Origin of the sequence: Rhizobium sp. Root149, assembly GCF_001427345.1 — a bacterium.
In the GTDB taxonomy this organism is placed as follows: Bacteria; Pseudomonadota; Alphaproteobacteria; order Rhizobiales; family Rhizobiaceae; genus Neorhizobium; species Neorhizobium rhizoryzae.
Map to the genome: position 1 here is coordinate 37,695 of NZ_LMGD01000002.1, position 12,171 is coordinate 49,865.

The 12,171-nt window shown below is 59.2% G+C and carries 11 protein-coding genes and 1 riboswitch; of the genes, 5 read left to right on the forward strand and 6 right to left on the reverse strand.

Features of this window, described 5'->3' with window-relative positions:
* Positions 1-36: 36 nt before the first annotated feature.
* Together ASD54_RS03830 and ASD54_RS03835 are read left to right on the forward strand one after the other, a co-directional pair.
* Positions 37-912 (forward strand): MurR/RpiR family transcriptional regulator, encoded by an 876-nt coding sequence (locus ASD54_RS03830; protein WP_062553310.1) that lies wholly within the window; start codon positions 37-39, stop codon positions 910-912.
* Complete coding sequence (locus ASD54_RS03835) at positions 909-1,787, forward strand: ribokinase (RefSeq protein ID WP_062553311.1); 879 nt, start codon at positions 909-911, stop codon at positions 1,785-1,787. The genes ASD54_RS03830 and ASD54_RS03835 overlap by 4 nt, the downstream gene beginning before the upstream one ends.
* Positions 1,788-2,286: 499 nt before the next feature.
* Here ASD54_RS03835 and ASD54_RS03845 read toward each other — a convergent pair whose 3' ends face one another.
* Positions 2,287-3,201: an NAD(P)/FAD-dependent oxidoreductase gene (locus ASD54_RS03845; RefSeq protein ID WP_062553313.1), complete on the reverse strand. Its 915-nt coding sequence runs from the start codon at positions 3,199-3,201 to the stop codon at positions 2,287-2,289.
* Between the two features lie 153 nt (positions 3,202-3,354).
* Here ASD54_RS03845 and ASD54_RS03850 point away from each other — a divergent pair, with 153 nt between their 5' ends.
* Positions 3,355-3,798, forward strand: coding sequence for an Rrf2 family transcriptional regulator (locus ASD54_RS03850; RefSeq protein WP_062553314.1), 444 nt, complete (start codon positions 3,355-3,357; stop codon positions 3,796-3,798).
* 56 nt (positions 3,799-3,854) lie between these two features.
* On the opposite strand, the gene ASD54_RS03855 is transcribed toward ASD54_RS03850, so the two are convergent.
* The 5 genes from ASD54_RS03855 to ASD54_RS03875 form a co-directional block, all read right to left on the reverse strand.
* Positions 3,855-4,610 (reverse strand): ABC transporter permease, encoded by a 756-nt coding sequence (locus ASD54_RS03855; protein ID WP_062553315.1) that lies wholly within the window; start codon positions 4,608-4,610, stop codon positions 3,855-3,857.
* Entirely contained in the window at positions 4,607-5,524 is a 918-nt protein-coding gene (locus ASD54_RS03860) for an ABC transporter permease (protein ID WP_244484663.1), read from the reverse strand. Before ASD54_RS03860 ends, ASD54_RS03855 begins: the two co-directional genes overlap by 4 nt.
* A gap of 4 nt (positions 5,525-5,528) precedes the next feature.
* Positions 5,529-7,031 (reverse strand): ABC transporter substrate-binding protein, encoded by a 1,503-nt coding sequence (locus ASD54_RS03865; protein WP_062553316.1) that lies wholly within the window; start codon positions 7,029-7,031, stop codon positions 5,529-5,531.
* Positions 7,032-7,052: 21 nt separating this feature from the next.
* Positions 7,053-7,847 (reverse strand): (2Fe-2S) ferredoxin domain-containing protein, encoded by a 795-nt coding sequence (locus ASD54_RS03870; RefSeq protein WP_062553317.1) that lies wholly within the window; start codon positions 7,845-7,847, stop codon positions 7,053-7,055.
* Positions 7,848-7,948: 101 nt separating this feature from the next.
* Positions 7,949-8,140: riboswitch (cobalamin riboswitch) on the reverse strand.
* 763 nt (positions 8,141-8,903) lie between these two features.
* Entirely contained in the window at positions 8,904-9,788 is an 885-nt protein-coding gene (locus ASD54_RS03875; protein ID WP_062553318.1) for a LysR substrate-binding domain-containing protein, read from the reverse strand.
* Between the two features lie 107 nt (positions 9,789-9,895).
* Between ASD54_RS03875 and ASD54_RS03880 the strand changes: the two genes are divergently transcribed.
* Both ASD54_RS03880 and ASD54_RS03885 read left to right on the forward strand, forming a co-directional pair.
* Entirely contained in the window at positions 9,896-11,092 is a 1,197-nt protein-coding gene (locus ASD54_RS03880; protein ID WP_062553319.1) for an aminotransferase class I/II-fold pyridoxal phosphate-dependent enzyme, read from the forward strand.
* A gap of 42 nt (positions 11,093-11,134) precedes the next feature.
* Entirely contained in the window at positions 11,135-12,160 is a 1,026-nt protein-coding gene (locus ASD54_RS03885; RefSeq protein ID WP_062553320.1) for an amino acid ABC transporter substrate-binding protein, read from the forward strand.
* Positions 12,161-12,171: the final 11 nt, after the last annotated feature.

A 12,171-nucleotide genomic window follows, 5' to 3' on the forward strand; every position in this document is an offset into this window, starting at 1 on the left:
CATGGGACCTGCCTCTCACTCAGGAAGGTGACGGATATGGATGGTGATAGCCTTGATCTGAAGGCGGTCGGCCCACGCATCCGCATGCGCATGCCATTATTGACGCCGCTGGAAACGAAGGTGGTGGAAACGGTGGTCGGTCAGCGCGAGTTCAGCGCGGAAACGCCGTTGAAGCAGATTGCTGCGCAGGCAGGCGTATCCGAGGCCATGGTGGTGAAGATCACGAAGAAGCTGGGATTTGCCGGCTATCGCGAGTTCCGTACCGCCTTGTCCCGTTACAACCAGCTTCCCACAGCTGAGATGCATCAGGAGCTATCGACCGACGATACGTCGCAGGAGATCATCCAGAAGGTGTTTCGAACCTCCATCCAGGCCTTGGAGGAAACGCTGGCCATTCTGGACGTCGAAGCATTCGACCGCGTGGCGGACTTGATCCATGCGGCCGGCCAGCGGGACCTCTATGGCGTCGGCGGATCGGCACAGATCGCCCGCGACGTCGCCCACAAGTTCCTGAGAATAGGCGTGCGGACAAATGTCTATGACGATTTCCATCTGATGCTGATGTCGGCTGCCCTGCTTGGCAAGGGTGATGTGGCCGTCGGCTTCTCGCATTCCGGCAATACGATCGCTGTCGTCGAGGCCATGCAACTTGCAAGGCGTAACGGTGCACACACCATTGCGATCACGAACTACAACGAGTCGATCCTGGCGCAGAATGCTGATGTCGTGCTGTGTTCCACGGCGCGGGGCTCGCCGCTGATGGGTGAAAACGCGGCGGCGCGGATCGCGCAGTTGAACATTCTCGACGCGGTCTTCGTTGCGGTTGCTCAACGCAATTATGGTGAGGCCGAAAGCAACATCAAAAAAACCATGGCCGCGGTCGCATCGAAACGGAAGAAGAGGCTGATATGATCCCGTCGACCCCGACCGTTGTCGTCTTCGGCAGTCTTCATTACGACATCATCGTCCATGGCCCAGGCCGACCACGTAAGGGGGAGACGGTGACCGGACATTCCTGGCACCCCGCCTGCGGCGGCAAGGGCGGTAACCAGGCGGTGTCTGCCGCAAAACGCGGTGTGCGTTCGGCCATGATCGGCGCCGTTGCCGACGACGAATTTGGTCGCGCGCTCGTGAACAATCTGCGGCGACATGGGGTGGACCATCAGCATGTGCGTGTCATGCCGGGTGCGGTGTCTGGCATGAGCGTTGCGATCTTCGATGATGAGGGAGACTACGGGGCCGTCATTGTCTCCGGCAGCAATCTCCTGTTGTCGTCCGAAGATGTCGAAAGGGCGGCGTCCCTCTTGGTCCCCGGCAATATCCTTGTCCTGCAGAACGAGGTAGCCGAAGCGGCCAATCTGCTGGCCGCTGCTGCGATGAAGGCTGTGGGAGGTCGAGTGCTGCTGAACGCCGCCCCCGCCCGACCCCTCTCTGCTGAACTCAGCGCCCTGATCGACATTCTGGTCGTCAACGCCATCGAAGCGCAAGTGCTGAGCGACGGCGCCGAGGTGCGAACCCTTGATGACGCACGTCGTGCTGCACGCTCCCTGTCGAAGTTCTATGCCGCCGTCGTGGTAACCGCCGGTGGAGCAGGCGTGGCCTGCGTCGATCGCAACGGCGAAGAGATCACGCTGCCTGCACTCAAGGTCGATGTCGTCAGCACCCATGGCGCAGGTGACGAATTTATCGGCGTTCTTGCTGCCAGCCTTCTGCAAGGCTCAGCCATGCCCGATGCCTTGCACGCCGCCAACCGGGCGGCTGCACTCCTGGTGAGCATGCGCCGTTAAGCCGAGGGAACAAGCCACAACCAGATGTTTGATGCCAGAGTTTGATGGTGCAATTTTTCGCATGGATGGAGTGAAGCGCTATGGGCAAGCCGCATCTGACAGTAACCGCTCGATTGTGGCCGCCTGTCGGAGATGACCGTGCCTGTTTATGACCCGGCTAAAACGACGACGTTAGCGATGTGTTTTAGCCGGGGCCTGCGATGCGCGTGAAAATTCATCGGCGATGAACGTCGCCGACGTTGGAGTGATGAGAGCAAGCTGGATGCGTGCGTCTGAGATTCACACGCGGGGTGGGTTTACCTGCCCTCTGAGGGCTGATGAGCGCGCTGTACAGAGTTGTCATGGGGAACGTCAGTGACATGAAATGCTGTGTGGGAAAAACATTGCATCATCGAAGCTTGGACATCTTTTTTGCGGGTTTCTGGTTCGAACCCTTTCAAGGCGAGGACGACTTGGAACAAGTCGGTCAGGTTCGGGAACGCAAAAGACGAAGTTTTGTCTAGATCTTGCCGAACAACAGCGAGCGGTGCAGTCCGGCGCCGGCAAGGTTTCCATCGCCAACCGCGAGAGCAACGGATGCCATCGGCCTCGCGGCATCACCACAGGCGAAAACGCCCGGCATGCTGGTTTCCTTCATCGGGTCCGTCCTAATCGGCGATCCGATGGGTCCTTCTTCGAATTCCAGTCCAAGCTCCAAGGGTATGGGAGTGGTCATCTCGAAGGGCGCCAGCGCAAACAGGCCAGCAAAGGACAAGGTGCGTCCATCGGCAAGCATGATGTCGGCATGGCCGCTGATGGCTTCGACGGGACTGCGCTCGATGCTGACGCCGCGCATGGCAAGGCTTTGAAGCTGTTCCGCGGTCGGTTCGAACGCGTCGTTGAGGAGTAGCGTCGTGGTGCCCCAATCGGGCAGCATCAGGGCGTGATGCATCGAGAGCTCCGATCCGGCGATGACGCCGATCTGGCCTTTGTTCAGTTCGTAGCCATGACAATAGGGGCAGTGGAAGACAGACTTACCCCAGCGTTCCGCAAGGCCTGGCATGGCGGGCAGAATATCTTTCACGCCGGTCGCCAGGAGCAAGCGGCGGGAGATGTGCCGCTGGCCATTGGCAAAGACTTCGAAACCCGCGCCTGATGCGTCATTCATTTCGATTCGCGCTGCACGCTCCGCCCGACCGGACAGCCATCCGACCGTCTGGTACTGCATCACCTGGGCCCGCGCATCCGCCGCGATGCGGGCGGGATCCACCCCATCCTGCGTCAGGAAACCGTGGGAATGGCTGGCAAAACGATTGCGACGCTCGCCCTCATCAATGATCAGGACCGAGCGGCGGGCACGGGCGAGCTGGAGGGCGGCGGATTGGCCGGCATAGCTGCCGCCGATGATGATGACGTCGTAAATGGGATCGGCCATGACATGCTCCTCAAAATCTCGACACAACATAAGTTGCGAGATGAAAAGGAGTCAATGCTCATGATACCTCAAATGTGACATGAGGCGGTTTGCATGGTATCAAGCAAATAATGAACCTATGGTTTGGCCTTGATGCTGAACGGAGATGATCGAATGCGGCACGACAGCCGGCTATCCAGAATGCTGCATGTGATGATCCATATGGGTCATCATGACGGACCCATGACGTCGGACATGATCGCTGCCATGCTGAATGCAAACCCAGTCGTCATTCGACGCACCATGGCAGGCTTGCGTGAACAGGGGTTTGTCCATTCCGAAAAGGGCCATGGCGGCGGCTGGACGCTGGCAAAACCACTGGATGATCTGACATTGCTCGATATCTATCGCGCTGTGGGGGAACCGTCCGTCTTTGCCGTCGGCCCGGCCTATGACATGCCAGGTTGCCTGATTGAGCAGGCGGTGAATGCCACGTTGAAAGATGTATTCGCAGAAGCCGAGCAACTGCTGCTCACCCGGTTTGCCGGGGTGACGCTGGCTGATATTGCCAAAGACTTTCCGGCGGTAATCCAAGAGTACGGCCAGCGCTGCGAATGAAGATCAAGCGTATCCGCCAAGTCGACCAGAGCGATCTTCACACGCAGTCGCAGGTCTCATCGGTCACAGGCTCGATTGAAAAGAAAGACAGTGCCTGCGAGCGTCAGCGTTGGCCATAAAACCAGCATCGGATTGTCGAAGATGAATATGCGGTATTCAAAGAGCATTCCACCCCAATCGGGGAGCGAAGGATCGGCGCCAAGACCGATAAAGGCGAGCGAGGCATAAGCAATGGCGGCAGAGCCGGACTGGTTGCCGACATAAGTCAGGATCGATGGCAGCGTGTTTGGCAAGAGATGACGAAAGAGCTTGCCGCTGGAGCGCACGCCAAGTGCCTCGGCTCCCAGCATGAAGGGTTGCGACAGGACGCGTCGCGTCAAGGCATGCGTGAACACAGTCAGCGGTCCGATGGCCGCAAGGCCCAGCGCCATGCCGGCGCTCAAGGGCGATAGCCCGAAGATGGCTGCTGCCGTCAGCGCGACGATCAAGGTCGGCACCATGATGAATACTTGGCTTGCCTTCAGGATTGCGACCTCCCGCCAGCCGCCGAGAAGGGCGGCGAGGGTTCCAAGCAGAGAGCCGCCCACCAGGCCGATCGCCCCGACGGCAAGGATTACGATAGCCGTCCGGAACCCGCCGACCATCAGCCGGGACAAGAGGTCGCGGCCCAGATGATCCGTTCCGAGGAGGTGTGGGATGCTTGGTCCGGCGTGACGGTTGAGGATATCAACCGCGTCCGGATCATGCGGTTGCCAGAAGCCACCGGCGAATAGAAGGGCAAGCAGCAGGAGCGGAAGCACAGCGCGGTTCATGGCAGGCGTGGCTCCAGCCGCAGCATCATCAGCCGTGCCAGGCAATCGATGCTCACCATCCAAAGTGCGATGACCATGACATAGGCCTGCAACACCATCTGATCGCGCATCGAGATACTCTGAACCAGGAATTGGCTGATCCCCGGAAGGCCAAACAGGATTTCCATGGCGGCGGCGCTGCCGATTACCCAGCCGGCTTCGGAATGCACGGCGGCAAGAACCGCATACAATGCGCTCGGATGGGCATGACGCCACAGTGCTTGTGTTTCGGACAAACCTTTGGCACGAGCAGTGACGAACCAGGGCTGTGTTGCGGCTTCCTGCAGACCCTGGCGATAAACTCGCGCCAGAACTGCAGTGGAATGTAGGGCAACGAGCGCGATAGCCAGCACCAGTGACGCACCGTCATTGGCGAACGGTCGTATCCACCGCAGTTGCACGCCGAAGACCCAGATCAGCACGAGCCCGGTCGCAAACACTGGCGTGGATTGCGTGAACACGGACAACACCCGACTGAAGCGATCCGCCACGCCGCCGGGCTTCAGAGCCGCAGCAAATCCGAGCGGCAGGGCCAACAACAGGGCAAGGCAGAGCCCGGCAATGCCAATGCTGAGCGACAGGGGCAAACGGTGGAGGAACTCGGTACGGACGGGTTCACCCGTGCGGAAGGATCGTCCCCAATCGCCGTGCAAAAAGTCCCAGCCCCATATGAGATAGCGGGAAATCAGAGGCCGGTCGAGACCCCAGTCCTGGCGTAAGGCAGCCACTGTCTCGTCGGTTGCAGGCAGGTTCCAGGTGCGAATAGCAATCTCGACCGGGTCGGCTGGCATCAGGGTGATAATCGCAAAGGCTGCGAAAGACACGACAAGCAGGCCGAGCGCTGTCTGCAATCCCCATGATGCCAGCTTCTTCATGGCTTCACTTGCTCTCGCCGATATCGGCGCGCAGGACGTGATAGTCCGATCCCCAGGGCTCGTAACCCTTCAGTCTGTCGGAGACGCCGACATACCAGACCGGCGAGACGAGGAAGGAAACGGGCACGTCGTCAAACAGCTTCGCTTGGGCGTCCAATGCAATCTGGATGCGTTCGGCGGGGTCGCCGGTGGTGGCGAAGCGGTCGATGATGGCGTCGAATTCCGGCGATGCATATTTGGTATAGTTGAGCGAGGCACCGCTTCGCAGCATCGAGTTCAGGAAAAAGGCCGGATCGCCGCTGGGGGCGGTGTGTTGGGCCCAGAGCGCGATGTCGAAATTGCCGCTGGCCGCCGCCTCTGCAATATTGTCCACGATCTGTGTGTCGAGCCCGATGCCGATCCGGGAAAGCTGTGCCTTGACGACCGGCAGCATGGTGACCAGATCCGGCCGTTGCGGATAGGTGATCGCGAGAAGCTTCAGAGCCTTGCCGTCCTTGGTACGCATGCCGTCGGTGCCCTTTGTCCAGCCCGCAGTATCCAGGATCGCGGCAGCCCTGGCAGCATCTGTCGGCCGGGCTTGGCTGCCGGCAAACGGAAAATAAGGAGCATAGGCGCCGGTTGCCGGTGTTCCGCCATTGATGGCAGCGGCCAGTTCCTTGCGATCGAAGGCGAGGTCGATGGCCTGGCGCACGGATTTGTCCTGAACCACCGGCCTTGTCGTGTTCAGAAAGGCAAAATACTGGTACCCGACCGCGAAGGATTTGACTGTCAGGGACGGATCACGCGTCAGTCGGGCGGCAACTTCGGAGGGGAGACCAAAGGCCAGATCCAACTCCCCGGATTGAAAGGCCAGCGCCATGGTTTGCGCATCGCCGAACCGTTTCAGTGTCAACGGTCTGCGCTGGTCCGCCCCTTCAAAATGGGCATTCGGCTTCAATTCGATCGCCGCATCGACCTTGAAATCCGCGATTTCGTAGGGGCCGGTAAAGATCGTCTTGCCGTCCTCGGCTGCCGGCTTGTAGGCAATCAGCGGCCATTCGGCAAACAGGGCCTGGATGAGAGGAACCGGCTTTTCCGTCGATACCCTGAGGGTGAGGTCGTCTGCTGCTGCAAACGTCAGTTTCCCGCCTGTCGCCAATGCTGCCTTGTTGTTGGCAAAGGTGCGCTCGAAACCGGCCGCCAAAGCTGCGGCTGTCACGGGCGTGCCATCAGAGAATGCGCGCCCTGCCTTCAAGGTGATCGTCCAGGTGAGGTCGCCCGTGCGTTCGGCCTTTTCGGCCAGTTCCGGTACAAGTTTGCCTTGCCTGTCGACGGTAAACAGGTTTTCGCCAACCCCGTGGCTGGTGAGCGCCCAGCCATTTGATCCCTTGGCCGGGTCAACGCCACTGGTGATGAAGGTTGCGCCGATGCGCAAAGGCTCAGTCGCTGCTGCGGGCCACGCGACGGCCACAAGGGCTGCGGTGGCGATCAGCGCGCTGCTGAGGCGCTGGCGGAGCGGAATGGGCATAATGACCTCTCGTCTCGTTGATTATGGATTCGGGAATCTTGGTGTTTGCAGCGGCCGCAGCCGCTGCTTGCGTCCGGTCGGGTGATAGGCGAAATCCTCCACGACCGTTCCGCCCAACAGGTGCTCGGTGATGATGCGGTCGACGGCCGCCTCGGTGACGCCGCCGTAATAGGTGCCCTCGGGAAAGACCTGGACGACAGGGGCAAGATTGCAGGGGCCGAGGCAGGTGGATTTCGCGGTCATGGTGCCTTCGCCCGTTGTCCGCAGCTTCAGGCGCTGCTGCTCGTTGCGCAGATGGCACCAGATGGCGTCGGCACCTGCGCCATTGCAGGGACCGCCCTGGCAGACCAGGACCCGGCGTTTCTGGTCCGGCACAAGCGAACCTTCGGCGAGGGATTTCTGATCAACGGCAAGCTCGATGGGTTTGGCTGAAGCGACTAGATCGGCGAGCAGCGCTGCCATGGCCGGACTTGCCGCGATGTGAGCGGTGAGTGCTATCTCCGGCCATGGCCGGTGGTCCTCGTTTCGCCAGCGGCGGACCACCTTTTGCAGCCAGGTGGGAAAGCTGGGCTCCATGGGCAGAACAAGCGGGGCAATGCTGACATGGGAACAGCCCTCGCCGACCAGCGCCAGCAGCGCTTCCTTGAGAGACGGAGTGCCTTGTTCGATGAAGGCGTAACGCACGACGGCATCAGGCCGGTGTTCGGCCATGACGCCCGTAAGGCGTGCCATGTCAGCGTGAGGGGCCGCAGCAAAAGCGGATTTCGCGATGAGAAGAACGGCGCGCCGCTCGTCTGGTCCTGTCTTAGTCGTCACTGCGTGCCTCGCGCGTGAGCGGTCGAGGCTAGCAACGAAATGACGACGCGCGCGAACCCCTTGGTACGCGAACGAGCCATTCCGGCGGCAGACCCCGACCGCGGAATTCTATCTTGTCAGGCAGGTCTCCTGGCTCACGGGTCTATGCCTTCCCCTGTCTTCCCAACCTTTTCAGGTCAGTGACGTTTTCGGGGACGGCTCGCCGTTTACAGTTGCGGGACAGCTCCGGCGTCGCACCGGATTCCCTCTTAGCTTCCACCAGTGATGGAAGAACCTTGACCTGACGATGTCTACATGATGGCGGCCTGCTGTCAATCGACAGGAGGCAATGGTTCCACTAGGAGCCGCTACCACTCTCATTTGCCTTCTCATCGACATTTTTGTTGATATGTAATAACGTTACATAATGGATGTCAATCGTTGTCACTATGGTAAGGGGCGCTTGATGATCCTCAAAGCAAATGGTGCTTACTAACTTGAAGTGGTCCACGTCGAAGGATCCGGGAGAACGCGTAATGAGACCGGTATTGCCAAGTTGCTCGATGCCAGGTTGGCTTTATCGATGCACCACGAAATTGCTGATCTTTTTCAATAGTTTAAAGGAGTTTTCTTTTCTGTGCGAGATCGTCGCATAAGCGGTCCGGGCATATAAACTCTCTGCCCTGAGTACAGCCGATCTTGAAGACTTGATTGCCCAGCAGAATATCATCAGCAGCTGGAAAACTGCGCGACTGCGATCAATCGCTTTGGTCGCTAATTTGCCACCTGTATACGCCGGGACCGGTCCAAACCGAAAGACAATTGGCATATGGATGTGGTCGTCATTGCGATTGGCGAAGAGAATTTCCGGCCCTGGCGTGCGATAGATGCTGACCTTGATGTTTTCGACACTCTGGTTCAGCAGCTTCGCAACATCAGGGCAAGGTCAGTCAGAAGCCTTGCCAGTGTAAGGCCGAGTGAAGCCTCTGTGCCGTCATCGCTGTCACGGCCACTTTTATGGCGAAGACGATAGTCCTGATTGTATCAAAGCCATCAAATTAGCAGCGCTAGCGCCAATCATTGAAATATCGACAGCTTCATCACCTCATCGACAAAGTCGGCAACGATGCGCGAAGGATAGCGGTTCGGCGGCAGTACCAGCAGGGTGCGGAAATAGATCGCCGGTTTGAATGGGATGATCGTCAGGCCACGCCCCACATAGGGTTCGGCCGTCATGGGGTTGACGAGGCCGACTCCGAGCCCTGCCTGAACCATGGCGCAGATGGTGGTCGAATACGGCGTTTCCAACACGACCTTCAGCTTGGTTGCGCGGTCGCGAAAGATAGCTTCAGCGGCTCGTCGCGTCGTGTCTTCAGGGGAAAGGGCAATGAAGGCTTCTCCGTCGAGATCCTCTGGCGTCAACTCAGTGGCCTGCTCCAGGCGATGCCCTGCTGGAACGGCGATGGCGGCACGATAGCGCGCGAAGGGCCGAACATCGACGCCTTCGGTCTCGATCTCGTCGGCTGCCAGCCCGACATCGACCTGGCCGGACGCTACTAGATCTTTCACAGTAGAGGACAGTTGCGCCTGAAACGAAATGGCGACATTTGGATGCCGCGCCTGAAAACCGCGCAAAGCGCGTGGCAAAATATTGGTGCTCAGCGCAGATAGGCTTGCCACTTTGATTTCGCCTGATCCGAAATCACGGATTCTCGCTGCGGCACTTTTGAGCCGTGTGAGCCCGGAAAACGAACTCTCCACTTCCTTGAAGAAGATGTTCGCTTCGGCGGTCGGATACATGCGACCGCGTTCGCGCCGGAACAGGGCAAATCCGATATCGCGCTCGAGTTCCTGGATCGCTTTGCTGACAGCAGGTTGGGAAATGCGCAGCACCTCGGCAGCCCGAGAGGCTGTGCTGTTAGTCATCACGGCATGGAACACCTCGACCTGACGAATATTCATTCGACACCTCATAACCCACGAGAATAAAGTAGCAGGATAATGATATTGGACGGAATTGATATGCCGATGTTTTAATCCGCTCACGAAATTGCTCAGGATGAAACGGAATGAAAGACTTTACTCAATGTGTTGTCACACCGGACGTCAATGTTGACGGGTTTGAAGCCCTTGGTGTTGCCACGCACCGGGCATCCACCATCGTCTTCAAGAATGCAGAAGCCTATGCCACCCGCGGTCAGAGGGGCCATGATGGGTATACCTATGGGCTTTACGGCACGCCGACGACCCGCACGCTCGAAGCCAAACTGACGGCGCTTGAGCAGGGTCTTCGCACATTTCTGGTGCCATCAGGGCAGGCGGCGAATGCGATTGCAGCGCTTCCGTTCTTGAAGAGCGGCGACAAGATCCTGATCGCGGATACCGCCTATCCGCCCATGCGCGACTTTGCCAACCAGGATCTGGCGCGTTTCGGCGTCGAGGTTGCCTATTACGATCCGGTTTCGATCGAGGACCTGACAACAAAGATCGATGACCGCACAAAGCTCGTCTGGTGTGAATCCCCGGGTTCAACGACGATGGAGATCCAGGATCTTCCGGCTATTGCCGATGTCGCCCATCGACACGGCGCGCTTGTCGGCTGCGACAATACCTGGGCGACACCGCTCAACTACAAGCCGCTGGCGCTCGGAGCCGATATCGTTACGGAAGCCTTGACGAAATATGTTTCCGGCCACTCCGATCTACTGATGGGTTCGATCACCGTGCGGTCAGACGACCTCATCACACCGATTCGCGCAACGCTCGGGCGCTTCGGGATTGGCGTGTCTCCGGATGATGCATCGCTTGTGCTGCGCGGCATGGAAACGCTTGGCATCCGTCTCAAGCATGCCGCAGATGTTGCACTGGTACTGATCGAGTGGATCGAGCGTCATCCTCTGGTCGAGCGTGTCCTGTTTCCGACCTTGCCGGGTACCCAGGGGCACGAGATCTGGAAGCGGGACTTCCTAGGGACGAGCGGCGTATTCAGCGTTGTCCTGGTATCGGACGCGGTACCTCACGCCGCCGCAGCCCTCGACGTCCTGAAGACGATTGCCATCGGCGCCTCCTGGGGTGGAACCCGAAGCCTCATCGCCCCCATGCCGGTCCGCCAGAACCGCACGGCCACCGAATGGAAGCAAGACGATCTCGTGCTGCGCATCAGTGTTGGGCTGGAGGACCCCGCCGACCTCCAGGCTGACATGGAGGCATTTTTTGCCGAGATTCTCCGTCGGACGGGGCAGGCGAAACTGGTGCGCGCAAGCTGACCATCTTCGAAAAAACGCACTTCAACAAAAAAGGGGAACAACATGCGTTCGAAACTTCTTGGAGTAGGCTTTTTGCTTACGAGCATGCTGTCTGCTGGCCTGTCGCCGGCAGTCGCAGGACCAACGCTTGACGCCGTTAAGGCGCGCGGTTTTCTGAAATGCGCCTCAAGTCAGGGCACCGTTGGCTTTGGCGCGCCCGATGAGAAGGGCTACTGGCGTGGTCTCGACGTGGAGACCTGCCGGGCCGTGGCGGTCGCGATCTTCAATGACAAGGACAAGGTGGAGTTCGTTCCGCTGAGCGGCCAGCAGCGCGTGCCGGCCCTGCAGACCGGGGAAATCGACATCCTGCCGCGCACATTCACCTGGACCTTGCGCCGCGACGCTAACGGTTTGAACTTCACGACGCCGAACTATTACGAGTTCACCGGCTTCATGATGCCGAAGGCGCTCGGGGTGACGAAAGTGGAGGACATGTCCGGCGCGTCGGTCTGTGTGCAGACGGGTTCCACCACCGAGGTGGTCGCCAATGATGTGTCCAAGGAACATAATCTCGGGCTGAAGCCGGTCGTGTTTGAAAACAGCTCCGCCGTCAGCCAGGCATTCTTCTCCGGACGTTGCGATGCCCTCATCACTGACGCCGCGGCTCTCGCTTCCATCCGCGCGACATCCGCCAAGAATCCCGACGATTACATCATCTTTCCCGCCACCCGGTTCATGGATGCGCTGACGCCTGCCGTTCGCCATGGCGATGATCAATGGCTCGATATCGTCAACTGGTCGATCCAGGCCTTGATTGCCGGCGAGCAACTGGGCGTCACCCAAGCCAATGTCACCGAAATGCAGACGTCCGAAGACCCCCGCCTCAAGCGCTTCCTCGGCGTTGAACCTGGAAACGGTTCGGCACTTGGCCTGGACGAGAAGTTTGCCGCCAACATCATCGCGCAACTCGGCAATTACGGCGAAATGTTTGATCGCAATGTCGGCAAGAATAGCCCTCTGAAGCTGGAGCGCGGCGCCAACCGTCTCTTCTCCGATGGCGGGCTGATGTTCCCGCTGGCATTCCAGTAAGCACACGGAGG

What these genes read in the sequence shown, in the direction of transcription:
- ASD54_RS03830 (WP_062553310.1), top strand. Translation starts at nt 37, where the DNA reads ATGGATGGTGATAGCCTTGATCTGAAGGCGGTCGGCCCACGCATCCGC.
- ASD54_RS03835 (WP_062553311.1), top strand. Translation starts at nt 909, where the DNA reads ATGATCCCGTCGACCCCGACCGTTGTCGTCTTCGGCAGTCTTCATTAC.
- ASD54_RS03845 (WP_062553313.1), bottom strand. Translation starts at nt 3,201, where the DNA reads ATGGCCGATCCCATTTACGACGTCATCATCATCGGCGGCAGCTATGCC.
- ASD54_RS03850 (WP_062553314.1), top strand. Translation starts at nt 3,355, where the DNA reads ATGCGGCACGACAGCCGGCTATCCAGAATGCTGCATGTGATGATCCAT.
- ASD54_RS03855 (WP_062553315.1), bottom strand. Translation starts at nt 4,610, where the DNA reads ATGAACCGCGCTGTGCTTCCGCTCCTGCTGCTTGCCCTTCTATTCGCC.
- ASD54_RS03860 (WP_244484663.1), bottom strand. Translation starts at nt 5,524, where the DNA reads ATGAAGAAGCTGGCATCATGGGGATTGCAGACAGCGCTCGGCCTGCTT.
- ASD54_RS03865 (WP_062553316.1), bottom strand. Translation starts at nt 7,031, where the DNA reads ATGCCCATTCCGCTCCGCCAGCGCCTCAGCAGCGCGCTGATCGCCACC.
- ASD54_RS03875 (WP_062553318.1), bottom strand. Translation starts at nt 9,788, where the DNA reads ATGAATATTCGTCAGGTCGAGGTGTTCCATGCCGTGATGACTAACAGC.
- ASD54_RS03880 (WP_062553319.1), top strand. Translation starts at nt 9,896, where the DNA reads ATGAAAGACTTTACTCAATGTGTTGTCACACCGGACGTCAATGTTGAC.
- ASD54_RS03885 (WP_062553320.1), top strand. Translation starts at nt 11,135, where the DNA reads ATGCGTTCGAAACTTCTTGGAGTAGGCTTTTTGCTTACGAGCATGCTG.